The following is a 25,180-nucleotide window of genomic DNA, read 5'->3' as shown; positions in this document are numbered from 1 at the left end:
GTTCGCTGTCGCGATGGGCGCCGCCGCGATCGGCGTCGTCGCGGTGCTCTATCCCACGATCCACGCTCTCGCGCGGCGCCTCATCCTCTTGGCGACAGGCAGCGTGTCCGCCATCGCCTCGGCACAATGGCTGGTGTCGACCGGGCTGACGATCCGCGCTGGGGACCCCCACCAGGCCGTCCTCGGTGCGTGGATCCTCGTCCCGTTCGCCGCCTTCGCCTACGGCGTGGTCCCGCTCCTGCTGGCCCCGCCGCCCCGCCCGGCGCGCACCTCCGCCTGACGCGCACGGCCGGCCGCGAGCGTTCAATACCGGCCGGTCACTCGACCTGCAGCTGCGTGCGCGCCGGCGACGGGCAGATCAGGAACGCGTGACCGTGGTCGCGCTGGATCCCGTGCTCGTCGATGCGGCGGCTGCACAGCGGGCACGTCGCGGCTTCCGTCCTCGGCGCCTCCTGGCCGTACGGGCCGAGCGGAGGCGGACCGAGGACGGGGAGCAGCTTGGCGTCCAGCCATTCAGCCGCCCGCTCGGCGCGAGCGCCGAGCCGGCCCTCCACCTTGTCCATGCTTCGATGGTAGGCCGGTATCGGGCGGATAGCATCGGTGGATGCGCGCCATCCCGGATAGCCTCGATCCCGCCGTCGTCGCCGACATCGACCGCCGGTTGGAGGACGTCGCGGCCGTGCACGGCGTGACCGTCACGCTTGCGATCGAGAGCGGCAGCCGGGCCTGGGGTTTCCCGTCGCCGGACAGCGACTACGACGCCCGGTTCCTGTTCCTGCGCCCGGTGGAGGACTACCTGCGGCTGACCCCGCTCCGGGATGTCGTCGAGACCCCGCTGGACGCCGTGTTCGACGTCAACGGCTGGGATGTCCGCAAGGCGCTCGGGCTGCTCGTGCGCGGCAACGCGACCGTCGTCGAGTGGCTGCGCTCCCCGATCGTGTATGGCGGCGACCCCGCGTTCCGGGACGGGATGCTGGAGCTGGCCGGCCGCATCCTGGACCGGGAGCGGGTGATCGACCACTACCTGCACATCGGTCTGCGGCACGCGGCGGATCCGGGCGGCAAGCTGAAGCGCTTCTTCTACGCGCTGCGCCCGGCCGCGACGCTGCGCTGGTTGCGTGTCCACCCCGACCGGGCCGTGGCGCCGATGGACCTCCCGACGCTTCTGGCGGAGAGCGAGCCGGAGGCGGACGTCGCGGTCGCCGCCGCGGAGCTCATCGCAGTGAAGGCCGTCACCCGCGAGCTCGGCGGGGGCGAGCCGCCCGCCGTGCTCCGGCGCTTCGTCCAGGATGAGCTCGCCGCAGCCGCTGAGCGGGGCGCGGCCGGGCGGTCGGACCTCGCCGCGGCGGCGGCGGAGGCGGACGCCTACTTCCGCGCGCTCGTCCTGCCCTGACGAACCGTCGCCGCCGCCCGGCGTCCCCGGCGCGGGCGCGGCCCGCTCACTCCTCGGACGCCGGCCGGTCCTCCACCGAGCTCTCCGGCATGACCACCATGCCGCCGGTCCGCTGACTGGTCTGCAGCAGCGCCTCCATCCAGCGCTCGTTGAGCGTCGGCGGGCGCGAGCCGTTGAAGACGAACGCCAGCGGGATCTCGCGGCTGATCCAGAGGCTCATCCGGCCTCCGCCCTGCTCGACCGGGATCTCCCAGTTGAGCAGGAAGCTCTCGTGGCGGCGCAGCTTGGTGACCAGGGCGATCTTGACGTGGGAGAGGGTCCGGTCGTCGAACTCGTACTCCCGGCCCGCGCCGTAGATCAGTTTGCCCATCTCAGTCGGCCTGCTTCTTCGCGCGGGAGTCGCGGTAACTCCCCTCGGGGACCTCCTGGCGGATCTCCGCGCGGAGCTCGTCCTCCAGCATCAGGCCGGCGTTGCCGTTCGCCTTCTCGGTGAGGATGGTGAGCCATTCCCGGTTGAGCTCGGGGAGCCGGTTGTGGGTGAAGACGAACTGGAGGCTGATCGACGGGTCGAGCCAGATCGAGCGCAGCGTCGGCTCCGTGCCGCCCGTGCGGTCGGACCAGATCAGCAGGAATCCCTCCCGCCGTCTCAGCTTCGTGGCGATCACCGCCTGCAGGTGGGCGAGCACCCGGTCGTCGAAGGTGAAACCGTCGGCTCCGTCGTAGATCAGCGTTCCCATTGGTGTCCTCTCCGGCGCGTCCGCTCCGACTGTTACTTTCGCCGTCCGCCCGCGCGCCGTCAAGGTGTCGCCCCGGCGCGGCGTACGGTCTGGTCATGGACGCTCTCACGCGAACCATCAAAGCGGCACTTCTGTACGAGGACGGCCGCACCCTGGACAGTGTCGTGGTCGTGCCATTGATCGGAGGCTGTCCTCCGGGTGAGATCCGCGTCGCCACACTGTTCGCCGGCGCCCTCGCCTACGACGTGTACGAGCTGGACGACGACGAGGAGTTCTCGTCCATGCCCGCCTACCCGTACCGTTCGACGATCCCGCTGACCACGGCTGACCTGGACGACTGACGCGGCGCGGCGGGCGGCCGGGCGCCGCCTGCGCGACGCGTAGGGTGGGTCGGGTGACCGACGCCTCCTCCGCCCCCGCCCGCACGGGCTGGGCGGTGGCCGCGCTCAGCCTCGGCACGCTGCTCAACCCGCTCAACTCGTCGATGATCGCGGTCGCGTTGGTGCCGCTGCAGCGCGACTTCCAGGTGAGCGTCACCACGGTCACCTGGGTGATCACCTCGTTCTATCTGGCCTCCGCGGCCGGGCAGCCGTTGATGGGCCGGTTCGCCGACCGGTTCGGCCCGCGCCGGCTGTTCCTGTTCGGGATGCTCGTGGTCGTGCTGGCCTGTGCGCTCACCCCGTTCTCCGGGTCGTTCGCGGCGGTGTGCGCGGGCCGCGTCGCGCTGGCGATCGGGACGGCGACCGCGTTCCCGTCCGCGATCGCGATGCTGCGGACGATCGCCGCGCACAGCTCGGCCGGGACGCCGCGGCTGCTCGGCCGCATCCAGATCGCGAACACGTCGGGTGCCGCGGTCGGCCCGGTCCTGGGCGGCGCGCTGGTCACCTTCCTCGGCTGGCAGGCGATCTTCTGGGTCAACGTGCCGCTGGCCGTGCTCGCGTTCGTCGGCGTGCGGTTCTTCGCGCCCCGGGACGCGGCCCGCGAGCGCGTGCCGCTGCGGCGGGTCGTCGCGGAGTCGGACGTGCCGGGCATCCTGCTGTTCATCGCGACGCTGACCGCGCTGCTGATCTTCCTGCTCGACCTGCGCCCGGAGCCGCTGTGGTGGCTGCTGCCGGTGGTGCCGATCGCGGGGGCGCTGTTCGTCTGGCGCGAGCTGCGCACCTCCCACCCGTTCCTGGACCTGCGGCTGCTCGGCGCCAACCACCGGCTGCTGATGGTCTACCTCTGCTTCGCGGTGTTCAACACGGTCTACTACTCGGCGTTCTTCGGCCTCCCCCAGTACCTGCAGGAGCACAGCGGCTACTCGGCCGGTGTGACCGGGCTGCTGATGTTCCCGCTGGCGGCGGTGACGATCGCGGTCACGCCGCTGGCGGCCCGCGCGATCGAGGGCGTCGGGCTGCGGCCGACGCTGCTCGCCGGCGCCTCGGCCCTGATCGTCGGCGCGGTGCTGCTCGGCGTCGCGGCGGCCACCACGGCGCCGTGGGTGGTGCTGCTGATCACCGCGGCCCTCGGCGTCCCCTACTGCGTCGTCAGCATCGGGATGAACCAGGCGCTGTACTCCGCCGCCCGGCCGCAGGACGCGGGCGTGGCCGCGGGGATCTTCCAGACCTCCCGCTACGTCGGCGCGATCGTGGCGACGACTGTCCTCGGGCTCCTGTTCAGCACCGGGACGACCCCGGCGAGCTGGCTCGCCGCCGTCGGCGTCGCGAGCGCGCTCGCCGTCGTCCACCTGTGCCTGCTGGTGTTCGTGCGGCGGCGGACGCAGCCGGGCGGGGCGCCCGGGAGCGCCGCGGAGGCCGCGCCGAGTTAGGGTCCGCGCGGGATGGGACTGCTTCGGGGCGCGCGGATGGGCTCGGGGCGTCCCGTGGACGGGCCCGGGGCGCCCCGGGTGGAGGGGGTCAGCCCACCGCGGGAGGTTCGGCCTCGCGGGGCGCGTTCTCCCCCGGCGCGGCGGGCGTGGCGGCGGCTGCGGCCTCATGCTCCGCTTTCGGGTAGTTCCCGCTCCGCTGGTGGGTGCTGCGCACGACGGGCGGCCTGCCCTCGCGCTCGGTGCCCACGTAGGCCCCGGCGATCTCGGTGTCCGGACCGAGATGGCCCTCTCCTTCGGTGTACTGACCGTGGACGACGCGCTCCTCGGCCGCCTCGGGCTCGGCCTGGGTGTACCGGCCCTCGACCGCGTCGCGCTCGTGTGCTCCGACCATGATGATCGCCTCCTTGATTGCGACAGCGCAATTATCCCGCGATCGCGCCCGGTGCGGTAGTGGTCGGGCGGCACTCCGAGCACCCTGGCACCTCCCGTTCAGCCGCGCCACGCCCGGCGCCGGCGGCGCGCTGATGCACGAGTGCAGGGATGCACGGTACAACTGGAGAGTGGACCAGGACGAACAGCACGCCGACGACGTCGACGCAGCCCTCCAGGCGGCGGACGTGATGATGCGCGTCGCCGCGCGCTCGGTGTCCGAGGTGGAGGACATCGTCACCTCTCCACAGCTCCGCGTCCTGGTGATGATCGCCACCCGCGGCCCCCAGACGCTCGGCGGCGTGGCCGCCGAGCTCGGCGTGCACGCCTCCAACGCCACCCGCACCTGCGAGAAGCTCGTCCGCCTCGGCCTGGTCGAGCGCACCGAGGATCCCGACGACCGCCGCTTCGTCCGCGTCGGGCTGACGGCGGAGGGCAGCTCGCTCGTCCAGCGCGTCATCGGTCACCGGCGCTCGGCGCTCGCCGACGTCCTCGCCGTGATGGAGCCGGCCGAGCGCGACGCGGCCGTGGCGTCGTTCCGGGCGTTCGCGAGCGCGGCGGGCGACCTCCCGAGCGCGGACGGACGTTTCACCCTCCTGCTCCCGGGCGCGGCCGCCGGTCTGTAGCGCCGCCGCCGGAACCGCACGCCGCCCGGATCCGCGCGCACACCACCCGGTCCGCACCTGCGGGGTCAGCCGACGGCGTCCGGCACCCCCGCCGCGAGCTCCGCGAACACCTCGGACGCGTCGTCGAGCCGGGACAGGCCGGCGCTCTGCCCCATCCACAGCGACAGCAGCTCGGGCTGGTCGCCCGCGGCGGACGCGGCGCGGCGGAAGACGCCGGTGAGGATGTTCTGCAGCGGGAAGGTCGCCGCGGAGCCGCTGCTCTCGATCGCCCGGACGGCGAGGTTCGGGAGGCCGCGCGCCAGCCGGCCGCTCATGGCCCGGGTCAGCACCGTGTCCGCGGCGAGCGCCGAGCGGATGCGCTCGCGGTGGATGGCGGGCGCCGCCGACTGGGCGGTCGCCAGGAACACCGTCCCCGCCTGCACCCCGGACGCGCCCAGGGCGAACGCAGCGGCGACCTGCCGCCGGTCGGCGATGCCGCCGGCGGCGATGACCGGCACGCGGACGGCGTCCACGACCTGCGGGATCAGCGCCAGGCCGCCGACCAGGCTGCGCTCGGCCTCCAGCAGGAACGACGGCCGGTGCCCGGCGGCCTCGGCGCCCGAGGCGACGATCGCGTCGACGCCGCCGGCCTCCAGCACGCGCGCCTCCGCGACCGTCGTGGCCGCGCCGATGACGGCGATCCCGCGGGAGTGCGCGCGCTCGATCACGTCGGGCGCGGGGACGCCGAACACGAAGCTCAGCGCGGCCGGCCGGGCGTCGAGTGCGGCCTCCAGCTGCTCCTCGAAGTCGGGGAGCGGCGCGACCGGCCACTCCGGCGGGAGCACCCCCGCCTGGGCGAAGAGGTCGGCCATCCCGGCCACGGCCCGGTCGAACTCCGCTTGGTCGAAGACGTCCTGCTCGTGCTCGCCGGCCTCCCGGTGCGGCAGCCAGAGGTTGAGCGCGATCGGGCGGGAGGTGGCCTCTCTCAGCTCCGCCGCGACGGCCCGGACGCGGGCGCCGTCGAAGCCGTACAGCCCGTACGAACCGAGGCCGCCCGCCTCGCTCACGGCCGCGGTCAGCGCGACGGACGACAGCCCGCCGAACGGGCCGAGGACGATCGGCGTGTCGATCCCCAGCATGGTGCTCAGACTCATCCGCAGGACTCCGCTCCTGAAACGACGACGACGACGACGCGCGGATACAGTTGCGTATCCGCAACTGTAGGCGTAGGACGATTATATCCGCGCATCCAGCCGCCGGCCCGAGGATGCGCACGCAGCTTCGCACCCGCTAGCGTCGAGGCGTGGATGTGGACGTTCCGACCGCCGCCGGGCCCGGCCGCCTTGTCGTCGCGCCCGCGGAACGTCCCCGCGCGCTCCTCTGGCTCGGCCACGGCGCCGGCGGCGGCATCGGCGCCGCCGACCTCACCGCACTGGCGTCCGAGCTGCCCGCGCTCGGCGTGACGGTCGCGCGCTTCGAGCAGCCGTGGCGGGTCGCCGGCAAGAAGGTGGCCTCCCGGCCGCCCGCGCTCGACGCCGCCTGGCTGGAGGCCGCACCGGTCGTCGCCGAGTTCGCCGCCGGCGTCCCGGTGATCGTCGGCGGCCGCAGCGCCGGAGCCCGCGTCGCGTGCCGGACGGCCGATGCGACCGGGGCCGCCGCGGTCGTGTGCCTGGCGTTCCCGCTGCATCCCCCCGGCCGCCCCGAGGCCTCCCGGCTGGAGGAGCTGCTGACGCCCACGGTGCCCGTACTCGTGTTGCAGGGCGACCGCGACACCTTCGGCGGCGCGGATCTGCTGCGCGCCGAAGTGGACGCCGCGGACGGCGACCACGCGAACGTGCGGATCGTGACCGTCGCGGGCGCCGACCACGGGATGAAGACCCTGAAGGCCTCCCCGCTGACCGCGCGCGACGTGCGCGAGCTGGTGGTGGCGACGACGCGCGCGTTCGTGGACGACGTACTCGCCACGTCCGCGCGCTGAACCTCCGCGCCATTCCCCGCTTCCGCCGACCCCATCGGAAAAAGCCACTATTCAGTGTTGCTATCTACCGGTACTCGGCGTTACTATCTAGTGGTAGTCAACAGCACTGAGTAGTGGAAGGGGTGTCATGGGCAAGCAGACCACAGAGATGCTCAAGGGCACGCTCGAGGGCATCGTCCTCGCCATCCTGTCCGGCCGGGCCGCATACGGGTACGAGATCACCTCGTGGCTGCGCGACCAGGGCTTCGAGGACATCGCCGAGGGCACCGTCTACGCCCTGCTCGTCCGGGTGGAGCAGCGGGGCCTAGTGGATGTCGAGAAGGTCCCGTCGGAGAAGGGGCCGCCCCGCAAGGTGTACTCGCTCAACGCAGCGGGACGCGAATATCTGGACGAGTTCTGGAGGACCTGGAGCTTCCTCGCAGAACGACTGGAACAGCTCCGAGACGGAGGAAAGTGAAATGGCACCGAAGTGGATCGAGCTGGTCACCGGATCGCTCGAGCAGAAGAAGCAGTACCGGCAGATCAAGAACCGGCTGGACGCCCTCCCCGAGCCGTACAACGGCGTCGCGAAGGCGCTCAACCGCTACCTCATGTACAACGGCGGGATCGTCGACGGCGACACCATCCTCACGATGATGACCGACTTCGTCGAGCTGTGGGAGCGCGCTGCCGCCGACGGCGCCGCGGTCCGCGACATCGTCGGGGACGACCCGGTCGAGTTCGCCGACGCGTTCGCCGCGGCGTACGTCGGCACCCGCTGGATCGACAAGGAGCGCGCCCGCCTCAGCGAGGCCGTCGACGCGGCCGAACGAGCGCAGGAGAAGAAGAACTCATGAGCACCACCACCACGACCGGCCCCGCCATCCAGGTGCGCGGCCTCGAGAAGTCCTACAAGGACGTGCACGTCCTCCGCGGCGTCGACTTCGACGTCCAGCCCGGCAGCATCTTCGCCCTCCTCGGCTCCAACGGGGCGGGCAAGACCACGGCGGTGAAGATCCTCTCCACCCTGCTGCAGAGCGACAAGGGCACCGCCACCGTGAACGGGTTCGACGTGGCCCGCAAGCCGGACGAGGTCCGCAACTCGATCAGCCTCACCGGGCAGTTCGCGGCGGTGGACGAGATCCTCAGCGGCCGGGAGAACCTCATCCTGGTCGCCCGGCTCCGCCACCTCAAGAACCCGGCCGGGATCGCGGACGAGCTGCTCGCCCGCTTCTCGCTCACCGACGCGGGAGGCCGCAAGGTCGGCACGTACTCGGGAGGCATGCGCCGCCGGCTCGACATCGCGATGAGCCTCATCGGCCAGCCGCCGGTGGTGTTCCTCGACGAGCCGACCACCGGCCTCGACCCGCAGGCCCGCCTGGAGGTGTGGGACACCGTCAAGCGCCTCGCCGGCCGCGGCACCACGGTGCTGCTCACCACGCAGTACCTGGACGAGGCGGAGCAGCTCGCCGACCGCATCGCGATCCTCCACGAGGGCCGCATCATCGCCAACGGCACACTCGCCGAGCTCAAGCAGCTCCTCCCGCCGGCGCAGGTCGAGTACGTGGAGAAGCAGCCCAGCCTCGAGGACGTGTTCCTCGCCATCGTCGGCCCGTCGGCCTCGGCCGCCGCGCCGGCCTCACCCTCCACCGAATCCGCGGCCGCCGAGACGCAGCCGTCGAAGGAGTCCTGATGTCCACCGCGAACTTCGTCGCAGACACCACCGTCCTGACCGGACGGTCCATGAAGCACATCACGCGCAGCCTGGACACGATCATCACGGTCACGATCACACCGATCGCCCTCATGTTGCTGTTCGTGTTCGTCCTCGGCGGCGCCATCAACACCGGCCCCGACTCGGGCTCGTACGTGAACTACCTGCTCCCCGGGATCATGCTGATCACGATCGCGTCGGGCATCGGGTACACCTCCTACCGGCTGTTCATGGACCTCCAGGGCGGCATCTTCGAGCGCTTCCAGTCCATGCCGATCGCCCGGTCGAGCGTGCTCTGGGCGCACGTGCTCACGTCGCTCGTGTCCAACATGATCTCGGTCGGGCTCGTGGTGCTGGTGTCCCTGCTGATCGGCTTCCGCACCGGCGCGAGCGTGCTCGCCTGGCTCGGAGTCGCCGGGATCCTGGTGCTGTTCACCCTGGCGCTGACCTGGGTGGCGGTGATCGCCGGACTGTCGGCGAAGACCGTGGACGGCGCGGGAGCGTTCGCCTACCCGCTGATCTTCCTGCCGTTCATCAGCTCGGCGTTCGTCCCGACCAACACCATGCCGGCCCCGGTCGCCTGGTTCGCCGAGCACCAGCCGGTGACGCCGATCGTGGACACCATCCGGGCCCTGTTCGCCGAGCAGCCGGTCACCGGCGACATCTGGATCGCCCTCGCCTGGTGCGTCGGCATCCTGGTGGTCGCCTACGGTTTCGCCACCGCGATCTACCGGAGGCGGATCAGCCGGGGGTGAGTCCTCCGCCCTCCCCCTCGGTGGCACGACGGCCGCCGGCCCGGAATGGGTCGGCGGCCGTCGTGCTGATCGCGGGTCGTCGTGAGCGGAGACTCAGTCCAGCTCGCGCCGCATCACCCACCGCACCGCCCCGCCGGAGTGCGCGTCCGTCTCCTGTACCCGCGCGAACCCGTGCTTCTCGAACAGCTCGACCGTCCCGACGTAGCCGCTGATCACGTCCACCCGCTCGCCCCGCGTCTCGACCGGGTACCCCTCCACGAGCGCCGCCCCCGACGTCCTCGCGTGCTCCACCGCCCCGTCGAGAAGGTCGTGCATCAGCCCGCGCTTGCGGAACCCGCCGCGCACCACGAAGCAGACGATCGACCAGGGGTCGCGCTCCTCGTCGAGGTGCGGGATGGTGCGGGAGTTCATCAGCCGCCGGTACGTGGACTTGGGCGCGACCGAGCACCAGCCCGCGACCTCGCCGTCGGCGTAGACCAGGACGCCGGGGCCGGGCTCGGCGGAGCACTCGCGGTGCATGTAGTCGACGCGTTCCGGCATCGACAGGCGCGCGTCCCGGTAGGACATGCACACGCAACCGCCCGCGCCGGCCTTCCGCGGCACCATGAACGTGGCGAAATCGTCCCAGCGCCCGGTCGCGGGGAGCACCTCGATGGCCATGCGGGGATGCTACCCGAGAGGTCCGACAGCGCCGGTCGGTCCGGCGGAGCGGGCTGGCCCGACCGCGCTGGCGTGTCCGGCCCCATGCCAGAGCGGCGCGGAGGGAGGATCGTGGGATGCCGAGCGACCTCCTGATGCGCATCCACTCCCCCGAGTTCCAGGCCATGTCGGAGCGAGTGCTCCGAGCGACCGAGCTGACCTCCCGCCTGAACGTGCTGCCGTTCGACGACGAGGCCGGCAAGGCGGCGCTGTTCGAGGAGATCCTGGGCCGCCCGCTGCCGGAGCGCGTGACCATCTACCCGCCGTTCTTCACCGACCACGGCCTCAACCTGGAGCTGTCGGAGCGGGTGTTCATCAACCAGAACTGCACGTTCCTGGACTATGCCGGCATCCGCCTCGCCCCGCGCGTGATGGTCGCGCCGCGTGTCACCTTCATCACCGTCGGCCACCCTGTCGACGTCGAGGACCGCCGCGTCTGGCTGACCGGAGGCCCGATCGACGTCGCGGAGAACGTCTGGATCGGCGCAGGCGCCACCATCCTCCCCGGCGTCAGCATCGGCCGCGACGCCGTGATCGCGGCCGGGGCGATCGTGGCGGAGGAGGTGCCGGCGGGGACGCTGGTGGCGGGACCGAAGGCGACGGTGCTGCGGGAGTTCTGAGCCGGCGTTTCTCGCCTATCCCCACGAGCCCGGCGGCGGCGTAGGGTGCGGCACCATGAACAGCATCCCCTCCTCATCGGGCGCGACCCGGCGCCCCGACCGCGCCGAGCTCGCCGATTTCGCCGAGCGCCTCCGCGGCCAGCTCGGCGGCCTGCCCGGCCTCGGCCAGTACCCCGGCACGATCACGTCCCTCGACGCCGGCCACGCCGCCCACACGCTCGGCACCGGCCTCGACCTCACCCTCCCCTCCGCGGTCGCGACCGGCGACGTCCTCTTCGCACCCGACCTGAACCCGACGTTCTACTACTCGTGGGACGTCCACCCGGCCCAGCAGCCGGACTGGTTCCGTGTCTCGGTGCGGTTCACGCCCGCCGACTTCGGGATCACGGAGCCGCGCTCCTACGACCTCGCCTGGGCGGTGGCGCCGTTCTTCCTCGACCTCGGCGCGGTGCTGACGGTGGAAGCGTCGGCGAACGCGGGGGCCGCGGCGCAGACCTGGACACTGGACACGCCGCAGGCGCGCACCCTCCACGTCGGCGTCGGGCCGATCGGGGCGGACGAGACCGTGCACGTGGATCTGGTGCGGGGCAGCTCGAACGGGAGCTGGATCTGGTTGCACACCGTGATCGGGGATGCGCCGCTGACGACGGAGCCGTAGCTCGGGCGACGGCGCTGGAAGGAGACTCGGTCGCGCATCTCCTTCCGAACGGCGTCAGGAAGGATGCCGGCAGCGCGTCGGCACGAGTTCTCCTGCGCTGGAGCGCGGCTGTCGGCCACGCGCGAGCGTCGGCCGAGCATCCCGGTCACATCGGGTCGTTGACGTGCAGGTGGTTGCAGGTGTCGTAGAAGTCCTGGAAGTGGCGCAGGCCCGGTTCGTCGCCGGCGTTCAGCCGGCACTGCCGCTGCCCGAGACCCGAGCCGTAGGGCATGAAGTTGTCGAGCGTGCGGATGAGGGCGAGTGCGTTGCTGTCGGCGCCGTTGGTGCCCTGGCCGCCGAGGCTGTAGAAGTCGACGGCGTGGCCGCCGCCGTTCATGTAGTGCTGGGAGTAGATCCCGGCTCCCTCGATCTGGCCGGTGCAGCGCCGGTTGATGTCGCTGACGCCGACGCTCGAGAACATGTGCTCGGCGATCACCATCGCCTGGAGCACCGAAGTGTCGATGCCGCAGTTCGGCACGGAGCGCCCCTCGGCGATCCAGCGGATCTCGAAGATGTGGTCGGGATAGGAGCCCACGAGCTGTCCGGAGTCGACGTACCCCATCAGTTCCTGCGCGAGGGCCTGGGCGTCGGACGAGATCGGACCTGCATCGCCGGACCTGGCCCGAGCGCGTGCTGCCGCGGCGGCGGCGGCCGCGGCTGCTGCCCGGGCGGCGACCCCGGCCTGGTACTGCTGCTCGGTGATCTGCGTCGCGCTCGTGAGGGAGGCGAGCTGCGCCTGGAGCTCGCCCTCGTGGGCGGTCTCCGCCTGGAGCGCCGCGATCATCTGCTTCTGGGCCGCGGCGGCCTTCTCCGCTTCCGCCTGCGCCTTCGCCGCGAGCACGGTGAGCTCGTTCTTGGCGGAGGCGGCCTGCTCGCTCGCGGCCTTCGCGAGGTTGTCGTCTTGCGCCGCCTTGGAGTAGATGCCGTTGACGGTGGCCGTCAGCCTGCCCATGCTGCTGAGGCGGGAGAGCAGCGCGTCCGTGTTCCCTGCGCTGCTGGTGAGGAGCGTGCCCAGGAGGTCCGGGCCGCCGGAGCGGGCCAGCTTCTCGCCGACCACGGCGGCCTCCCGACGCGACGCCTCCGCCGTGGCCTTCAGAGCGGTCGATCGGGCGGCGAGGCGGTCGGCCTTGTCCTTGCCGACGGCGAGCGCGGCTTGCGCGACCTCGTTCTCCTTCTCGCGCTGGATGGCGAGATCCTCGGCCGCCTTGACCTGCGTCTTGAGGGTCTGGACCAGGTTCGTGATCGCCGTGACCTCGGCCTGCTTGGCCGCTTCGTTGGACCGGGCGGCCTGCACGTCGGCCCACGACGGATAGTTGTCCGCGTACGCCTTCGGGGCGGCCAGCCCGCCCCAGGCGACGACGCTCGCGACGACGACGCAGATGGCGACCAGCCTCCAGTTGCGAACGACGGAGGGCGACAGTGCCGAGCGGCCTGGAGACATTCGGTATCCGAATCGTGGTCGAAGCGTGTGCGGAGGGGGCGGCCCCGTTCACCGACGCTAACCCGCGAGAGGACCGCGCCACGCCGCAACACGCCGCTGCCACTGGTGCGAGCTGTCGTCGCCGCTGAAGCGGGACCCGGGGAGGTGGTGCTGTCGCATCGACGCGTCCACCCCATCGGAACGTGCGCGGTGGCGGTGCGGTCTCCGGCGCGGACGGAAGGACCCGGTGGTCAGACGCCTCCCTCGGCGGCCCAGAGCTCCTCGGCCTCGAGCGTCAGATCGATCAGCTGACGCAGGAGACCCCCCATCGACGTGGACCTCAACAGGGTGTACCGGTCGTACTCGCCCAGCGGGGCGATCGCCGCCAGTTGCCACACAGCTGCGACGGGATCCTCCGACAGCTCGACGCCGGCATCCGACTGCGGCTCCGCGACGCGGGCGATCACGCGGCGGACGACCTCTTCGGCCTCCGCCCGCAGCGGTGCGAGGGCCTCGGACCACTCCAGATCCGGCAGCGTCGACAGCTCGGCACGGGGATACGGGTCCTCGTCGGCCCAGCGCTCGACCGTGAACCGCCGGGTCCCCACGCCGACGATGAGCAGGTCGTCGGCGCCCGCGGCGGCGCTCACCAGACGCGCCATCGTCCCGACCGACGCGCGCTGGTCGCCACCCCCGGCTTCGGATCCGCGCTCGATGAGGACGACGCCGAACTCGAACCCGGGTTCGACCTCGTCGAGCAGCCGCCCGACCAGCGTGAGGTACCGCGGCTCGAACACCCGCAGCGGGACGGCCACGTGCGGGAACAGCACTGATCCGAGCGGGAACATCGGGGAGGCGGCCATACTCCAGTGAAGCACCGCGGACGTAGAGTGAACAGGTGCCCCGACCGCGCCCCGAGATCCCAGGACCGGGGCAGGAGTCCGTGTGGGACTACCCGAGGCCGCCGCGCATCGAGCCCGTCGCCGCGCCTGTCACGATCCGTCTGGGCGGGCAGCTCATCGTCGAGACCCGCGACGTCGTCCGGGTGCTCGAGACCAGCCATCCGCCGGTCTACTACCTGCCCATTGCGGACTTCGCGCCCGGCGCGCTGGTCGACGCCGACGGTTCGTCGTTCTGCGAGTTCAAGGGCACCGCGCGTTATCTCGACGTGCGCGGCGGAGGCCAGGTGCGGCCCGCCAGCGCGTGGAACTACCCGCATCCGTCGCCCGGCTTCGAGGCGCTCCGCGACCGCGTCGCCGTCTACGCGCAGCAGATGGACGAGTGCACGGTCGACGGCGAGGTCGTCACCCCGCAGCCCGGCGGGTTCTACGGCGGCTGGATCACGAGCGCCGTCGTCGGGCCGTTCAAGGGGGTGCCGGGGTCGCTGTGGTGGTGAATGCCGGGAACGCCCCGGTCACTTGACGTCGAACACCGACGGGTCGACTCTTGATGGTACGGATGAGCTCTCGCGAGGACCATCACATGACATTCATGATCAACCTGCGACGATGTGCAGCGGTCGCCGGAGCGACCTCACTCCTGGCGGCCCTGGTCGGGTGCAGTGTCGCAGCGACCGCCCCGAGACCGACACCGAAACACACATCGGCTCCGGTGCCTGCCGTCCCCCTCCCGGTCGCGGTGTCCATCGCCCTCCCGGCGCAGCCGCCGGCCCCTGCTGTCTCTCCGGCCTGCGCGGGAAACCAGCCCGGAGTGAAGCACATCATCGTCAGCATCGGCCAGCAGCACCTGTATGCGTGCGACGGTCAAGCCCTGTACACCGACGGGCCCGTCACCACCGGCGCATCAGCGATCGCGAACGTGGACGACTCGACTCCGATCGGCACCTTCCACATCCTGGACAAGACCCAGAACACGGTGCTCTCCGGTGGCGACGTGAACGGCCAGTGGAATGACCCGGTCCAGTATTGGATGCCCTTCACCGCCGGCGGCTGCGGCTTCCACGATGCGTCGTGGCAGACGTTCCCGCTGGGCAGCCCGCTCTACACGACCCAGGGTTCGCATTGCTGTGTCCACGTCGGCCTTGATGTGGTCTCGACGATGTTCTATTGGGCGCAGGTGGACACGCTCGTCACGGTCGAGAACTAAGGGCGCAAGGTCCGGACGTCGCCGCCGGCGAGCGTCCCCGGCGGTGGGCGCTGTTCGTTCCTCCAGGTAGGCACACCTGCGTGGGCCCGCACCGGCTGACTGCGTCAGCCCTGGGACGTCGACTCTGCTTCGTAGCCGACGAACGACTCGTCCAGCCGTCGCCGGAGCTCGGTCGCCAGTTCCGGCGGCCCCGTGCCCACCTCACGTGCCAGGAGGGACAGCGCCACCCCGAGTGGGAGGGACACTCGGCCGCGCTCCTCGGGGGGAAGGATCAGCTCGGCACGCGACGGATCCCAGCGGTCCGGCGGCAGCGCCGGCCGGACGAACGAGACGCCATCGACGTACACCCGCTCCTCGTTTCGGCGCTTGCGTCGCCGAAGCTCGTGCGAATCCACGTTCAAGAAGGTCACAGCGAACACCTCGGGGCTCGCGGCCTTGTTCAGCCAGCGGCCGAAGCCGAGGAAGTACGACGACGCGATGTCTCCCGGCTCGATCGACGCCTCCTCCTGCAACTCGCGGTTCGCGCCGGCGATCGAGAGTTCCGCGACGTCCATCGACGCGGCGCCTCCCAGATCCTTCGGTTCGAGACTGCCCGAACCGCTCGGGGCGAGGAGACCCTGCTCGCCGACGTTCCGCACGCTCTGCTCCGTGATGACGAACATGCCGTCGGAGGTGACGGCGATCGTGCTCACCCCGACGCCGTTGAACAGCCAGCTGACATCGAAGTCGCGAAGCCGCGTCAGGCGGTCGACGAACAGCCGCCGTCCGGCGAGAACCGTGTCCGACCCGTCGCGCCGCGTGTCGACTGCGGCGAAGTAGTCCGAGGCGAGCCGGTCGAAGAAGGTGCCGCGGACCAGCGTCACCGTGCTTGCCTCGGCGGGCAGCTCGGTCACAGCGCTCGCCCAGCCGAGCCCGGGGCCGTTGAAGATCGAGCTGTCCTTGGCGATCCTCTCCCGGCGGTAGCGGCCCCCGAGCGACTTCAGGTCGCGGGGAAGCTGATACGGCTCCGGCTGCACCACCGCCTTCAGGCGCCCCTCGGCGATGCGGAGGCTCATGCCGGTGTCGTGCACGAAGGTCTGCCCGTGGACGCGGATGACGTTCCACCGCTCATCACCGGCCAGCTTCGCGGTCACGTCGGCGAAGTCGTCCAGCGGCCGCTTCACGAAGGTGGTCCGCCGCTGCTCCAGCCGGTAGCGCCGGACATCGATCACGAGGAGGACCAGCGAGATCGCGGCGAGCAGCCAGTTGATCCATGCCGGGATCGCGACGAAGACGCCCACGACGCCGACGGCAGCGAGGACGGTGCTCAGCAGGATCCAGCGAGCGGACGCGCTCTTCTCGAGGAGGTGCGCGACGAAGGTCGACAGGCGTCGCTTCAGCGAAATCATCGAGGGGACCTCCGGCCCGGGCGCGGTGCGAGTCAGCTAGACGTTGAACCGGAACTCCACAACATCCCCATCCTGCATCACATACTCCTTCCCCTCCATGCGCGCCTTCCCGCGCGCCCGCGCCTCGGCGACGCTGCCCGCGTCGACGAGGTCGTCGAAGGAGATGACTTCGGCCTTGATGAAGCCTTTCTCGAAGTCGGTGTGGATGACGCCGGCCGCCTGGGGGGCTTTCCAGCCCTTGTGGATCGTCCAGGCGCGGGACTCCTTCGGGCCCGCCGTCAGGTAGGTCTGCAGGCCGAGGGTGTCGAAGCCGATGCGGGCGAGTTGGTCGAGGCCGCTCTCGGTCTGGCCGGTGGAGGCCAGGAGCTCGGCGGCGTCGGCGGCGTCCAGGTCGATCAGCTCGGACTCCAGCTTGGCGTCGAGGAAGACCGCCTGGGCGGGGGCGACCAGCGCGGCCAACTCCGCGCGGCGGGCGTCGTCGGTCAGCACGTCCTCGTCCACGTTGAACACGTAGATGAACGGCTTCGCGGTCAGCAGGCCCAGCTCGCGGATCGGCTCCAGGTCGATGGTGGAGGCCGACAGTGGCTTGCCGGAGTTCAGGAACGCGATCGCCTCGCGGGCCGTCTCCAGCACCACCGGCTCCAGCTTGCGGCCCTTGACCTCCTTCTCGTAGCGCTGCTCCGCCTTCTCGAGGGTCTGCAGGTCCGCGAGGATGAGCTCGGTGTTGATGGTCTCCATGTCGCCGGCGGCGTCCACCTTGCCTGCGACGTGCACCACGTCGGGGTCGGAGAAGCCGCGCACCACCTGGGCGATGGCGTCGGCCTCGCGGATGTTGGCCAGGAACTTGTTGCCCAGGCCCTCGCCCTCGCTCGCGCCCTTCACGATGCCGGCGATGTCGAGGAACGACACCGGCGCGGGCAGGATGCGCTCGCTGCCGAACAGCTCGGCCAGCTTCTCCAGGCGCGGGTCGGGGAGGTTGACGACGCCGACGTTCGGCTCGATGGTCGCGAACGGGTAGTTCGCCGCGAGGGCGTCGTTCTTGGTCAGCGCGTTGAAAAGGGTCGACTTGCCGACGTTGGGGAGTCCGACGATACCGATAGTGAGAGCCACGGTCGTCCATTCTACGGGCGGCGACGGCGACCGGCCGCCCGGCGTCAGCCCAGCGTCGCCCGGTAGCAGCGCGTGACGTACGGCAGCTCGATCCGCTCCGTCCCCGCCAGCTCGGGATGCTCGGCGTGCAGGCGGCGCAGCGAGGCGATGACGGCGGCTTGGCCGTCCGGGTCCTTGGTGATGAAGTAGCTGCGCGAGCGCGCCAAGTCCAGGAGCCCGTCGAGCGTGAGCGACTGCACCCAGCGCACGTCGTGACGCTCCAGCTCACCGAACGGCGCGCCCACCGCCGGCTCCTCTTCCTCGCCGAAGTGCGCTTCCCCTGCGCCCATCAGCTCGCCGAGCTCGCGGACCCACTCGACGCTCTCGTCCCGGTCGTTCCAGACCAGCCCGATCCGGCCGCCCGGCCGGAGCACGCGCGCGACCTCGGGGACGGCGCGCTCGCGGTCCACCCAGTGCCAGGCCTGCGCGGCGACGACGAGCCCCGCGCTCGCGTCAGGGACCGGGATGCTCTCGCCGGCCCCGATCCGGGCGTCGGCCTCCGGGACGCGCGAGGCCAGCACACCGAGCATCTGCGGGGACGGGTCAACGGCGATCACCTCGAAACCGCTCCCGACCACGGCCTGCGTCAGCTTCCCCGTGCCGGCGCCGAGGTCGACGACCGGGCCGGTCACGTCCTCCGTGAGCCAGGCGACCGCGTCCGCCGGGTAGTCCGGCCGCGCCGCGTCGTACAGGTCCGCCGCGCGGTCGAACGCACGCGCGTGCGCCTCCCGCTCCCGTCTCTCCCGCATACCCGCGACCCTACCCCCCCACGAGTACGCCCGAATTCAGCCGCGAAACCGCCGAGTACGCAGATAATTCGCGTACTCGGCTGTTTGCGGCTGAATTCGGGCGTACTCGGCGGTGCGTAGCGGGTGACGTCGGTGGGGCGTGCGAGCATTCGGGCGTGCCACTGGACTTCACCGCCATCGACTTCGAGACCGCGAACTCCTCTGCGGCGTCCGCCTGTTCGGTCGGGCTGGTGAAGGTGCGGGACGGCCGCGTGGTCGACCGGGCGAGCTGGTTCATCCGGCCGCCGCTCGGGCACGACCTGTTCCAGGAATGGAACGTGCGCATCCACGGCATCCGCCCGGAGGACGTGGCCGGCGCGGCGACCTGGGTCGACCAGCTCGCCGACCTCGTGGAGTTCGCGGAGGACGACCACCTCGTCGCCCACAACGCCGGCTTCGACATGGGCGTCATCCGCGCCGCGTGCGCCGCCACCTACGTCTCCTGCCCGGAGTACCGCTACCTGTGCAGCCTGCAGGTCGCCCGCCGCACCTACCACCTGGAGTCGTACCGGCTCCCCGTCGCCGCGATGGCGGCCGGCTTCGAGGACTTCCACCACCACGACGCCCTCGCCGACGCCGAGGCGTGCGCCGCCATCGTCGTGCACGCCGCGCGCCGCCACGAGGCCGCGACGATCGAGGACCTCTCCGCCCTCACCGGCGCCCGCATCGGGCGCATCGGCATGCCCGCAGCGGCGTAGCCCCGCCCCACGGCGCCGCGCACAACGGCACCGCGCCTCCGCGCATCCGTCCGACCGGACACGCTGCGCACCCGCGCGCCGGGGCGGCCTGTCCGCCCGTGGACGCACTCTCCGATCAGGCATGAACACCTCAGGAATATAAGCATTGCAACTTCGCTCGTCACGTTCTAATGTCCAGACATAGCAACAAGACGCGAAGGAGCGATCATGACCGCATCCCCTCATCCGGAGACGTCCGCCGGCGCGGCGGAGCCCCGACCCGCCCCGGCGTCCCCGGCCGGTGCGCCGCCCGGTCCCGACGACCCCCGCAGCCGCCGGTTCCTCCGCCGGGTGGCCGTCCTCGCCACGTTCGGCGGCCTCCTGTTCGGCTACGACACCGGCGTCATCAGCGGCGCCCTTCCGTTCATGCAGTTCGACCAGCGGCCGCTCACCCCGCTGGAGGAGGGCACCGTGGTGTCCTCGCTCCTCATCGGCGCGGCGCTCGGCTCGTTCCTCGGCGGCCGGATCGCCGACCGGCGCGGTCGCCGCGGCCTCATTGGCGCACTGGCCGTGGTGTTCTTCGTCGCGGCGATCGGGTGCGCGTTCGCGCCGACGATCGCCGTCATGATCGCCGCCCGCTTCGTCCTCGGCCTCGCGGTCGGCGGCGCCTCCGTGACCGTCCCGATGTACCTGGCGGAGCTCTCCCCCGCCGCCCGCCGCGGCCGGATCGTGACCCAGAACGAGCTCATGATCGTGTCCGGCCAGCTGGCGGCCTTCGCCGTGAACGCCGTGCTCGCCGCCTTGGTGCCCGAGCACGCCGCCGTCTGGCGGTGGATGCTCGTCGTCGCCTCGCTGCCCGCTGTGGTGCTGTTCTTCGGCATGCTCGTCGTCCCGGAGAGCCCGCGCTGGCTCATCCTGCACGGCCGCTTCGCGGAGGGGGTCGCCGTGCTGCGCCGCATCCGCGCCGAGGACCAGGCCGAGCGCGAGGCGGAGGAGATCCGCCGGCACGACGAGCGCGCCGTGCGCACCCCGCTGCTGCGCGAGCTCGCGGTCCCGTGGATCCGCCGGGTCTTCGTCATCGGGCTCGGGATCGCGATGGTGCAGCAGCTCACCGGCGTGAACTCGATCATGTACTACGGCGTTCAGATCCTGCAGAAGTCCGGCTTCGACCAGCAGGGCGCGCTCATCGGACAGATCGCCAACGGCGTCATCTCGGTGCTCGCCACCTTCGTCGGCATCGCGCTGCTCGGCCGGATGGGCCAGCGGCCGCTGCTGATCACCGGACTGATCGGGACGACGACCTCGCTGCTCCTGGTCGGCGGCGCCTCCGCCCTGCTCGCGGGCTCCCCCGCGCTGCCGTTCGTGGTGCTCACGCTGACGGTGACCTTCCTCGCCTTCCAGCAGGGCGCGGTCTCGCCGGTGACCTGGCTGATGCTGGCCGAGATCTTCCCGGCCCGGATCCGCGGCGCCGCGTTCGGGCTCGCCGCGCTCATCCTGTGGCTGACGAACTTCCTGGTCGGGTTCCTGTTCCCCCAGCTGGTCGACGGGCTCGGGATCTCGCCCACGTTCTTCCTGTTCGCTGTGGTCGGCGTCGGCGCCGTGGTCTTCGTGGCGCGCTGCCTGCCGGAGACCCGTGGGCGAAGCCTGGAGACGCTGGAGGCGGAGCTGCGCGAGCGGTACAGCCGCTGACACGCCGCGGCGACGTCGGCGGAGCGGGCGGGGCGGGAACTATTTCCCGCCCCGCCCGTCGCCGTTCGCGGCCGTTGTCGGCGGCCCCTGCGACACTGAGCGCATGGACACTCCCGCTCTCCTCCTCGGCCTCCTGCTCGGTCTCGTCGTCGGCGCCGCGGGAGCGGGATTCGCCGTCGCGCGGCTGCTGAAGGGCCGCGAGGCGGCCGCCCCGGCGGAGGACCCCGCGGTCGTCGCCGCCCGCCACGAGAACGAGCTGCTCGAGGTGCGCGCGGCCGAGGCGGCCGTCCAGGCCGGGCTCCGCGCCGAGCTCGCCGCCGCCGACACCCGCGTGGACTCCCTGCAGGAGCAGCTGCGCGGCGTCCAGGAGCAGTTGCGCGAGACCGAGCAGCGCCACCGCGCCGAGGCCCTCGCGCAGAGCGAGCGCGAGCGCGCCGAGAGCAAGGTCCTGCAGGCGCTGGCCCCGGTGCGCGAGAGCCTGAGCGACATGCAGCGCAAGGTGATCGAGATGGAGACCCAGCGCCACCAGCAGCACGGCCAGCTCGCCCAGCAGCTCCGGTCCGCCGCCGAGTCGGAGGAGCGGCTGCGGAGCACCGCCGAGTCGCTGGCGTCGGCCCTGCGGTCCAACAGCACGCGCGGCGTCTGGGGCGAGACGCAGCTGCGCAGCGTCGTCGAGGCCGCCGGCCTGATCGAGCGGGTCGACTTCGACGTGCAGTCGAGCATCCACTCCGAGTCCGGCGCCGGGCGACCCGACATGATCATCCGGCTCCCCGGCGGCAAGAGCATCGCGCTCGACGCCAAGGTGCCGTTCAACGCCTACCTGGAGGCCAGCCAGATCCCCGCGACCGCGACCGGCCCGGAGGGCGCGCAGCGCGAGGCGCTGCTCAAGCAGCACGTGAAGGCGGTGCGCGACCACATCACGACGCTCGGCAGCAAGGCGTACTGGACCGGGCTGGAGTCCTCCCCCGAGCTGGTCATCGCGTTCATCCCGAGCGAGTCGCTGGTGTCGTCGGCGATGGAGGCCGATCCGTCGATCATGGAGTTCGCCTTCGGCAAGCGCGTGGCGCTCGCCTCCCCGGTGACGCTGTGGTCGGTGCTCAAGACCGTCGCGTTCAGCTGGCAGCAGGACGTGCTGACGCAGGAGGCCAAGCAGCTCTTCGACCTCAGCCGCACCCTCTACAGCCGGCTCGGCACCACCGCGGGCCACATAGAGAAGCTCGGCCGCTCCATCGAGCGCACCGTCAAGGACTACAACGGCTTCGTCGGCTCCTTCGAGCGCCAGGTCTTCCCGGCCGCGCGCAAGCTGGGCGCCCTCGACGAGTCCAAGGTCATCGGCGTGCTGGAGGGCATCGAAGAGGCGCCGCGCGAGCTCACGGCGTTCGAGCTGGTGGAGGAGCTGGACGCGCAGGCCGGCGCCCGCCTGCGGGTGGAGGCGCCGGACGCCGGTGAGGCGCGCGACATGCACGGCATCGACAAGCTCGCGATCGAGGAGCAGGCCCGCGCCGCCGAGCGCGACGAGGACTCCGGCGCCGCCTGACGCGGAGCCCGCCCCTCACGATTCGTCACGAATGTCGCGAATGCGGCGCGCTAACGCGACATTCGGCACGAATCGCGTGACGCGGCCTACAGCTCGTCGGCCGACAGCCATTTCTCGGCGAGGTGGTCGGCGACCACGCGGCGGATGGTGCCGGACTTGGAGCGCAGCACGATCGACTCGGTGCGGATGATCGGGCCCTTGCGACGGACGCCCTCCACGAGGCCGCCGTCGGTGACGCCGGTCGCGACGAAGAACGTGTTGTCGCCCTTCACCAGGTCGTCGGCGCCGTAGATGCGGTCCATGTCCAGGCCCGCGGCGATCCCGCCTGCGCGCTCGGCGTCGTCCTTCGGCGCCAGCTTGCCCTGCATGAAGCCGCCGATCGCCTTGATCGCGCACGCGGTCGTGATCCCCTCCGGGCTGCCGCCGATGCCGACGCACAGGTCGATCCGCGACTCGTAGCGGGCCGCGTTGATGCCGCCGGCGACGTCGCCGTCGAGCATGAGGCGCGTTCCGGCGCCCGCCGCGCGGATCTCCTCGATCAGGCCCTCGTGGCGCGGCCGGTCGAGCACGGCCACGCGGATCTCGCCGACCGGCTTGCCCTTGGCCTTCGCCAGCTCGCGGATGTTGTCGCCGATCGGCTGCGACAGGTCCACGACGCCGCGGCCCTCCGGCCCGGTGACGATCTTGTCCATGTAGAACACGCTGGAGGCGTCCAGCATCGTGCCGCGGTCGGACACCGCGATCACCGACAGCGCGTTCTGGCGGCCGGCCGCGGTGAGCGACGTGCCGTCGATCGGGTCCACTGCGATGTCGCAGGCGGGTCCCCGGCCGTTGCCGACGTGCTCGCCGTTGAACAGCATCGGGGCGTTGTCCTTCTCACCCTCGCCGATCACGATCAGCCCGTCGAAGTTGACCGTGCCGAGGAACTTGCGCATCGCGTCCACGGCCGCGCCGTCCGCCGCGTTCTTGTCGCCCCGGCCGATCCAGGGCGTCGCCCGGATGGCGGCGGCCTCGGTCGCCCGGACGAGCTCCATGGCCAGGTTCCGGTCGGGGTGGAGGAAGAGGGACGCGGTGTCGGTGCTGGTCATGATGGGTCCTCCCGGACGAATCGATCGAGCCGCCGGACGACGGCGAAGCCAGTGTATCGAGGGGAGGTCGCCGCGCGCCCGCGCGTCGGTGAACGTTCGGCGCCGCCGCAGGCGGCAGGGCCCGACGCCCGCCTCGGTATGATGAGTCCCGTTCGACACCCCGATTCCCAAGGAGCCGCAATGCCCATCGCCACGCCGGACCAGTACGCAGAGATGCTCGACAAGGCGAAGGCGGGCGGCTTCGCGTATCCCGCGTTCAACGTGTCGTCGTCGCAGACGATCAACGCGGTCCTCCAGGGTCTCACCGAGGCGGGCAGCGACGGCATCATCCAGGTGACCACCGGCGGAGCCGACTACTTCGCCGGCCAGACGGTCAAGGCCCGCGCCACCGGCGCCCTGGCGTTCGCGCGGTTCGCCACCGAGGTCGCGAAGAACTACCCCATCACCGTCGCGCTGCACACCGACCACTGCCCCAAGAACGCGCTCGACGACTTCGTGCTGCCGCTCATCGCCGCCTCCGAGGAGGAGGTGCGCGCCGGCCGCAGCCCGATCTTCCAGTCACACATGTGGGACGGCTCGGCCATCCCGCTCGACGAGAACCTCGCGATCGCGCAGGACATGCTCAAGCGCACCAAGGCCATCAACGCCATCCTCGAGGTCGAGATCGGCGTCGTCGGCGGCGAAGAGGACGGCGTCCGCCACGAGGGCTCCAACGAGGCGCTGTACACGACCCTCGCCGACGCCGAGAAGGCGGTCGACGCGCTGGGTCTCGGCGAGAACGGCCGCTACATGGCCGCGCTCACCTTCGGCAACGTGCACGGCGTCTACAAGCCGGGCAACGTCAAGCTGCGCCCGGAGCTCCTCAAGGAGATCCAGGACGGCCTCGCCGCCAAGTACGGCCACGGCCCGAAGCCGCTCGACCTGGTCTTCCACGGCGGCTCCGGCTCGACCGACGAGGAGATCGCGGAGGCGGTCCGCAACGGCGTCGTGAAGATGAACATCGACACCGACACCCAGTACGCGTTCACCCGCTCGATCGCCGGCTACATGTTCCAGAACTACGACGGCGTGCTCAAGGTCGACGGCGAGGTGGGCAACAAGAAGCTCTACGACCCGCGCGCGTGGGGCAAGATCGCCGAGACGGCGATGGCCGCCCGCGTCGTGGAGGCCACGCAGCAGCTCGGCAGCGCCGGTCACTCCGGCAAGTAGGCCGCGCACGTAGGCTGGGGGGATGAGCGAGCACGACCCGGAGAAGGCGCCGGACGAACGACCGCGCCCGAGATACGGCGAGCTCGCCCCTCCCGGCTGGGTGTGGAAGCCCCCGCAGGACGCGGACCGGCTCGACACCACGCACCACAGCCCGGCGGCGTCGGAGGTCGAGCACCCTCCGCCTCCCCCGCCGCAGCCGGTCTACCCGGGACGCGACGGCCAGCGATCGTCCGCGCCCGGCCCGCAGTTGCGCGCCGACGCGCCGCGCTGGAACATCACCGCCACGATCGCGATGCTCGTCATCGGCTTCTTCGGGATGTCGTACTCGATCGGCACGCTCCAGTCGCTGCCCACGGTGATGCAGCTCATGCACACCTCGCAGAACCTGGGCAAGTACGTCCAGGACCCGTCGGTCGCCCCGCTGATCACCGCGGGCACGATCGCGATGGCCGGCATCTGGGCGATCGCACTCGGGCTCTCGGTGTGGCTGCTCGTGCAGAAGCGGCTCGCGTTCTACGTCCCGCTGATCGCGGGCGTCGTCGCGTTCGCGACGCTGTTCGTGATCCTCGGGCTGATCTTCTCGACCGACCCGGTCCTGCTCGACTACTACAGCGGGATCTCCCCCGCGACGCCCGTGCCGACCACCCCGGCGCCGAGCTCACCCCTCCCCGGGAGCCCGGCGCCGACACCGGGTGCGTCGACCTCCGCCTGAG

Annotated in this window: 31 protein-coding genes; 19 read left to right on the top strand and 12 right to left on the bottom strand. The window is 71.4% G+C overall.

Annotated elements, in window-relative coordinates; translation table 11 throughout:
- The first annotated feature begins 13 nt into the window (after nucleotides 1–13).
- On the top strand, nucleotides 14–280 hold the full coding sequence (locus HNR13_RS09155) for a hypothetical protein (RefSeq protein ID WP_179605465.1): 267 nt from the start codon (nucleotides 14–16) through the stop codon (nucleotides 278–280).
- Between the two features lie 37 nt (nucleotides 281–317).
- Here the strand turns inward: HNR13_RS09155 and HNR13_RS09150 are convergent, their stop codons facing one another.
- Nucleotides 318–563 carry a hypothetical protein gene (locus tag HNR13_RS09150; RefSeq protein WP_179605464.1) on the bottom strand — a complete coding sequence of 82 codons (246 nt, stop codon included), beginning with the start codon at nucleotides 561–563 and terminating at the stop codon, nucleotides 318–320.
- A 41-nt stretch (nucleotides 564–604) separates the two neighbouring features.
- On the opposite strand from HNR13_RS09150, the gene HNR13_RS09145 reads away from it, so the two are divergent.
- On the top strand, nucleotides 605–1,393 hold the full coding sequence (locus HNR13_RS09145; RefSeq protein ID WP_179605463.1) for a nucleotidyltransferase domain-containing protein: 789 nt from the start codon (nucleotides 605–607) through the stop codon (nucleotides 1,391–1,393).
- A gap of 46 nt (nucleotides 1,394–1,439) precedes the next feature.
- Here HNR13_RS09145 and HNR13_RS09140 read toward each other — a convergent pair whose 3' ends face one another.
- Together HNR13_RS09140 and HNR13_RS09135 are read right to left on the bottom strand one after the other, a co-directional pair.
- Nucleotides 1,440–1,763 carry a DUF7882 family protein gene (locus tag HNR13_RS09140; protein WP_179605462.1) on the bottom strand — a complete coding sequence of 108 codons (324 nt, stop codon included), beginning with the start codon at nucleotides 1,761–1,763 and terminating at the stop codon, nucleotides 1,440–1,442.
- A gap of 1 nt (nucleotide 1,764) precedes the next feature.
- Nucleotides 1,765–2,130 carry a DUF7882 family protein gene (locus HNR13_RS09135; RefSeq protein WP_179605461.1) on the bottom strand — a complete coding sequence of 122 codons (366 nt, stop codon included), beginning with the start codon at nucleotides 2,128–2,130 and terminating at the stop codon, nucleotides 1,765–1,767.
- Nucleotides 2,131–2,225: 95 nt separating this feature from the next.
- Here HNR13_RS09135 and HNR13_RS09130 point away from each other — a divergent pair, with 95 nt between their 5' ends.
- Together HNR13_RS09130 and HNR13_RS09125 are read left to right on the top strand one after the other, a co-directional pair.
- Nucleotides 2,226–2,471, top strand: coding sequence for a hypothetical protein (locus tag HNR13_RS09130; RefSeq protein ID WP_179605460.1), 246 nt, complete (start codon nucleotides 2,226–2,228; stop codon nucleotides 2,469–2,471).
- Nucleotides 2,472–2,524: 53 nt separating this feature from the next.
- On the top strand, nucleotides 2,525–3,940 hold the full coding sequence (locus HNR13_RS09125) for an MFS transporter (RefSeq protein ID WP_179605459.1): 1,416 nt from the start codon (nucleotides 2,525–2,527) through the stop codon (nucleotides 3,938–3,940).
- A gap of 88 nt (nucleotides 3,941–4,028) precedes the next feature.
- Here HNR13_RS09125 and HNR13_RS09120 read toward each other — a convergent pair whose 3' ends face one another.
- Nucleotides 4,029–4,331, bottom strand: coding sequence for a hypothetical protein (locus tag HNR13_RS09120; RefSeq protein WP_179605458.1), 303 nt, complete (start codon nucleotides 4,329–4,331; stop codon nucleotides 4,029–4,031).
- A gap of 169 nt (nucleotides 4,332–4,500) precedes the next feature.
- On the opposite strand from HNR13_RS09120, the gene HNR13_RS09115 reads away from it, so the two are divergent.
- Entirely contained in the window at nucleotides 4,501–4,995 is a 495-nt protein-coding gene (locus tag HNR13_RS09115) for a MarR family winged helix-turn-helix transcriptional regulator (protein WP_343063514.1), read from the top strand.
- A gap of 65 nt (nucleotides 4,996–5,060) precedes the next feature.
- On the opposite strand, the gene HNR13_RS09110 is transcribed toward HNR13_RS09115, so the two are convergent.
- On the bottom strand, nucleotides 5,061–6,128 hold the full coding sequence (locus tag HNR13_RS09110) for an NAD(P)H-dependent flavin oxidoreductase (RefSeq protein ID WP_179605456.1): 1,068 nt from the start codon (nucleotides 6,126–6,128) through the stop codon (nucleotides 5,061–5,063).
- 149 nt (nucleotides 6,129–6,277) lie between these two features.
- Between HNR13_RS09110 and HNR13_RS09105 the strand changes: the two genes are divergently transcribed.
- The 5 genes from HNR13_RS09105 (at nucleotide 6,278) to HNR13_RS09085 (ending at nucleotide 9,400) form a co-directional block, all read left to right on the top strand.
- Nucleotides 6,278–6,952, top strand: a complete 675-nt coding sequence (locus HNR13_RS09105; RefSeq protein ID WP_179605455.1) for an alpha/beta hydrolase family protein — start codon at nucleotides 6,278–6,280, stop codon at nucleotides 6,950–6,952.
- 127 nt (nucleotides 6,953–7,079) lie between these two features.
- Nucleotides 7,080–7,409 (top strand): PadR family transcriptional regulator, encoded by a 330-nt coding sequence (locus HNR13_RS09100; RefSeq protein ID WP_179605454.1) that lies wholly within the window; start codon nucleotides 7,080–7,082, stop codon nucleotides 7,407–7,409.
- A 1-nt stretch (nucleotide 7,410) separates the two neighbouring features.
- The gene (locus HNR13_RS09095) at nucleotides 7,411–7,788 is read left to right on the top strand and encodes a DUF1048 domain-containing protein (protein WP_179605453.1); all 378 of its coding nucleotides are present in this window, start codon (nucleotides 7,411–7,413) and stop codon (nucleotides 7,786–7,788) included.
- Nucleotides 7,785–8,624, top strand: coding sequence for an ABC transporter ATP-binding protein (locus tag HNR13_RS09090; protein ID WP_179605452.1), 840 nt, complete (start codon nucleotides 7,785–7,787; stop codon nucleotides 8,622–8,624). Before HNR13_RS09095 ends, HNR13_RS09090 begins: the two co-directional genes overlap by 4 nt.
- The gene (locus HNR13_RS09085) at nucleotides 8,624–9,400 is read left to right on the top strand and encodes an ABC transporter permease (protein WP_179605451.1); all 777 of its coding nucleotides are present in this window, start codon (nucleotides 8,624–8,626) and stop codon (nucleotides 9,398–9,400) included. Before HNR13_RS09090 ends, HNR13_RS09085 begins: the two co-directional genes overlap by 1 nt.
- 93 nt (nucleotides 9,401–9,493) lie before the next feature.
- Here the strand turns inward: HNR13_RS09085 and HNR13_RS09080 are convergent, their stop codons facing one another.
- The gene (locus HNR13_RS09080; protein WP_179605450.1) at nucleotides 9,494–10,060 is read right to left on the bottom strand and encodes a GNAT family N-acetyltransferase; all 567 of its coding nucleotides are present in this window, start codon (nucleotides 10,058–10,060) and stop codon (nucleotides 9,494–9,496) included.
- Nucleotides 10,061–10,176: 116 nt separating this feature from the next.
- Between HNR13_RS09080 and HNR13_RS09075 the strand changes: the two genes are divergently transcribed.
- A complete protein-coding gene (locus HNR13_RS09075) occupies nucleotides 10,177–10,719 on the top strand; it encodes a DapH/DapD/GlmU-related protein (protein ID WP_179605449.1) in 543 nt (180 codons plus the stop codon).
- A gap of 55 nt (nucleotides 10,720–10,774) precedes the next feature.
- On the top strand, nucleotides 10,775–11,377 hold the full coding sequence (locus tag HNR13_RS09070; RefSeq protein ID WP_179605448.1) for a hypothetical protein: 603 nt from the start codon (nucleotides 10,775–10,777) through the stop codon (nucleotides 11,375–11,377).
- A 145-nt stretch (nucleotides 11,378–11,522) separates the two neighbouring features.
- Here HNR13_RS09070 and HNR13_RS09065 read toward each other — a convergent pair whose 3' ends face one another.
- Together HNR13_RS09065 and HNR13_RS09060 are read right to left on the bottom strand one after the other, a co-directional pair.
- On the bottom strand, nucleotides 11,523–12,857 hold the full coding sequence (locus HNR13_RS09065; RefSeq protein WP_179605447.1) for a coiled-coil domain-containing protein: 1,335 nt from the start codon (nucleotides 12,855–12,857) through the stop codon (nucleotides 11,523–11,525).
- Nucleotides 12,858–13,087: 230 nt separating this feature from the next.
- Nucleotides 13,088–13,699 carry an LON peptidase substrate-binding domain-containing protein gene (locus tag HNR13_RS09060; protein ID WP_246312737.1) on the bottom strand — a complete coding sequence of 204 codons (612 nt, stop codon included), beginning with the start codon at nucleotides 13,697–13,699 and terminating at the stop codon, nucleotides 13,088–13,090.
- 35 nt (nucleotides 13,700–13,734) lie between these two features.
- Between HNR13_RS09060 and HNR13_RS09055 the strand changes: the two genes are divergently transcribed.
- Both HNR13_RS09055 and HNR13_RS22020 read left to right on the top strand, forming a co-directional pair.
- A complete protein-coding gene (locus HNR13_RS09055) occupies nucleotides 13,735–14,232 on the top strand; it encodes a DUF427 domain-containing protein (RefSeq protein WP_179605446.1) in 498 nt (165 codons plus the stop codon).
- Between the two features lie 314 nt (nucleotides 14,233–14,546).
- Complete coding sequence (locus HNR13_RS22020) at nucleotides 14,547–14,942, top strand: L,D-transpeptidase family protein (RefSeq protein ID WP_179605445.1); 396 nt, start codon at nucleotides 14,547–14,549, stop codon at nucleotides 14,940–14,942.
- 104 nt (nucleotides 14,943–15,046) lie between these two features.
- Here the strand turns inward: HNR13_RS22020 and HNR13_RS09045 are convergent, their stop codons facing one another.
- From HNR13_RS09045 to HNR13_RS09035, 3 genes are read right to left on the bottom strand one after another with little or no spacing between them, the layout of a single operon-like run.
- Complete coding sequence (locus HNR13_RS09045; RefSeq protein ID WP_179605444.1) at nucleotides 15,047–16,330, bottom strand: hypothetical protein; 1,284 nt, start codon at nucleotides 16,328–16,330, stop codon at nucleotides 15,047–15,049.
- A gap of 36 nt (nucleotides 16,331–16,366) precedes the next feature.
- Entirely contained in the window at nucleotides 16,367–17,440 is a 1,074-nt protein-coding gene (gene ychF / locus HNR13_RS09040; RefSeq protein WP_179605443.1) for a redox-regulated ATPase YchF, read from the bottom strand.
- A 44-nt stretch (nucleotides 17,441–17,484) separates the two neighbouring features.
- Nucleotides 17,485–18,228, bottom strand: a complete 744-nt coding sequence (locus HNR13_RS09035) for a class I SAM-dependent methyltransferase (RefSeq protein WP_179605442.1) — start codon at nucleotides 18,226–18,228, stop codon at nucleotides 17,485–17,487.
- A 155-nt stretch (nucleotides 18,229–18,383) separates the two neighbouring features.
- Here HNR13_RS09035 and HNR13_RS09030 point away from each other — a divergent pair, with 155 nt between their 5' ends.
- The 3 genes from HNR13_RS09030 (at nucleotide 18,384) to HNR13_RS09020 (ending at nucleotide 22,170) form a co-directional block, all read left to right on the top strand.
- Nucleotides 18,384–18,965 (top strand): exonuclease domain-containing protein, encoded by a 582-nt coding sequence (locus HNR13_RS09030; RefSeq protein ID WP_179605441.1) that lies wholly within the window; start codon nucleotides 18,384–18,386, stop codon nucleotides 18,963–18,965.
- 207 nt (nucleotides 18,966–19,172) lie between these two features.
- Nucleotides 19,173–20,633, top strand: coding sequence for a sugar porter family MFS transporter (locus HNR13_RS09025; RefSeq protein WP_179605440.1), 1,461 nt, complete (start codon nucleotides 19,173–19,175; stop codon nucleotides 20,631–20,633).
- A 103-nt stretch (nucleotides 20,634–20,736) separates the two neighbouring features.
- On the top strand, nucleotides 20,737–22,170 hold the full coding sequence (locus HNR13_RS09020; protein WP_179605439.1) for a DNA recombination protein RmuC: 1,434 nt from the start codon (nucleotides 20,737–20,739) through the stop codon (nucleotides 22,168–22,170).
- Nucleotides 22,171–22,256: 86 nt separating this feature from the next.
- Here the strand turns inward: HNR13_RS09020 and glpX are convergent, their stop codons facing one another.
- On the bottom strand, nucleotides 22,257–23,258 hold the full coding sequence (gene glpX / locus HNR13_RS09015) for a class II fructose-bisphosphatase (protein ID WP_179605438.1): 1,002 nt from the start codon (nucleotides 23,256–23,258) through the stop codon (nucleotides 22,257–22,259).
- 180 nt (nucleotides 23,259–23,438) lie between these two features.
- Between glpX and fbaA the strand changes: the two genes are divergently transcribed.
- Both fbaA and HNR13_RS09005 read left to right on the top strand, forming a co-directional pair.
- Nucleotides 23,439–24,467 (top strand): class II fructose-bisphosphate aldolase, encoded by a 1,029-nt coding sequence (fbaA, locus tag HNR13_RS09010; protein ID WP_179605437.1) that lies wholly within the window; start codon nucleotides 23,439–23,441, stop codon nucleotides 24,465–24,467.
- 22 nt (nucleotides 24,468–24,489) lie between these two features.
- Complete coding sequence (locus HNR13_RS09005) at nucleotides 24,490–25,179, top strand: DUF6264 family protein (protein ID WP_179605436.1); 690 nt, start codon at nucleotides 24,490–24,492, stop codon at nucleotides 25,177–25,179.
- The last annotated feature ends 1 nt before the right edge of the window (nucleotide 25,180 follow it).

Origin of the sequence: Leifsonia shinshuensis (assembly GCF_013410375.1) — a bacterium.
GTDB classification, from domain to species: domain Bacteria; phylum Actinomycetota; class Actinomycetes; order Actinomycetales; family Microbacteriaceae; genus Leifsonia; species Leifsonia shinshuensis.
Note: the sequence above shows the minus strand (reverse complement) of the source record. Positions and strands in the feature narration are given on the sequence as shown.

Coding starts and splice junctions, on each gene's coding strand:
- HNR13_RS09155 (WP_179605465.1), top strand. CDS start 14: ATGGGCGCCGCCGCGATCGGCGTCGTCGCGGTGCTCTATCCCACGATC.
- HNR13_RS09150 (WP_179605464.1), bottom strand. CDS start 563: ATGGACAAGGTGGAGGGCCGGCTCGGCGCTCGCGCCGAGCGGGCGGCT.
- HNR13_RS09145 (WP_179605463.1), top strand. CDS start 605: ATGCGCGCCATCCCGGATAGCCTCGATCCCGCCGTCGTCGCCGACATC.
- HNR13_RS09140 (WP_179605462.1), bottom strand. CDS start 1,763: ATGGGCAAACTGATCTACGGCGCGGGCCGGGAGTACGAGTTCGACGAC.
- HNR13_RS09135 (WP_179605461.1), bottom strand. CDS start 2,130: ATGGGAACGCTGATCTACGACGGAGCCGACGGTTTCACCTTCGACGAC.
- HNR13_RS09130 (WP_179605460.1), top strand. CDS start 2,226: ATGGACGCTCTCACGCGAACCATCAAAGCGGCACTTCTGTACGAGGAC.
- HNR13_RS09120 (WP_179605458.1), bottom strand. CDS start 4,331: ATGGTCGGAGCACACGAGCGCGACGCGGTCGAGGGCCGGTACACCCAG.
- HNR13_RS09110 (WP_179605456.1), bottom strand. CDS start 6,128: ATGAGTCTGAGCACCATGCTGGGGATCGACACGCCGATCGTCCTCGGC.
- HNR13_RS09100 (WP_179605454.1), top strand. CDS start 7,080: ATGGGCAAGCAGACCACAGAGATGCTCAAGGGCACGCTCGAGGGCATC.
- HNR13_RS09095 (WP_179605453.1), top strand. CDS start 7,411: ATGGCACCGAAGTGGATCGAGCTGGTCACCGGATCGCTCGAGCAGAAG.
- HNR13_RS09090 (WP_179605452.1), top strand. CDS start 7,785: ATGAGCACCACCACCACGACCGGCCCCGCCATCCAGGTGCGCGGCCTC.
- HNR13_RS09085 (WP_179605451.1), top strand. CDS start 8,624: ATGTCCACCGCGAACTTCGTCGCAGACACCACCGTCCTGACCGGACGG.
- HNR13_RS09080 (WP_179605450.1), bottom strand. CDS start 10,060: ATGGCCATCGAGGTGCTCCCCGCGACCGGGCGCTGGGACGATTTCGCC.
- HNR13_RS09075 (WP_179605449.1), top strand. CDS start 10,177: ATGCCGAGCGACCTCCTGATGCGCATCCACTCCCCCGAGTTCCAGGCC.
- HNR13_RS09070 (WP_179605448.1), top strand. CDS start 10,775: ATGAACAGCATCCCCTCCTCATCGGGCGCGACCCGGCGCCCCGACCGC.
- HNR13_RS09065 (WP_179605447.1), bottom strand. CDS start 12,857: ATGTCTCCAGGCCGCTCGGCACTGTCGCCCTCCGTCGTTCGCAACTGG.
- HNR13_RS09060 (WP_246312737.1), bottom strand. CDS start 13,699: ATGGCCGCCTCCCCGATGTTCCCGCTCGGATCAGTGCTGTTCCCGCAC.
- HNR13_RS09045 (WP_179605444.1), bottom strand. CDS start 16,330: ATGATTTCGCTGAAGCGACGCCTGTCGACCTTCGTCGCGCACCTCCTC.
- HNR13_RS09035 (WP_179605442.1), bottom strand. CDS start 18,228: ATGCGGGAGAGACGGGAGCGGGAGGCGCACGCGCGTGCGTTCGACCGC.
- HNR13_RS09025 (WP_179605440.1), top strand. CDS start 19,173: ATGACCGCATCCCCTCATCCGGAGACGTCCGCCGGCGCGGCGGAGCCC.
- HNR13_RS09020 (WP_179605439.1), top strand. CDS start 20,737: ATGGACACTCCCGCTCTCCTCCTCGGCCTCCTGCTCGGTCTCGTCGTC.
- glpX (WP_179605438.1), bottom strand. CDS start 23,258: ATGACCAGCACCGACACCGCGTCCCTCTTCCTCCACCCCGACCGGAAC.
- fbaA (WP_179605437.1), top strand. CDS start 23,439: ATGCCCATCGCCACGCCGGACCAGTACGCAGAGATGCTCGACAAGGCG.
- HNR13_RS09005 (WP_179605436.1), top strand. CDS start 24,490: ATGAGCGAGCACGACCCGGAGAAGGCGCCGGACGAACGACCGCGCCCG.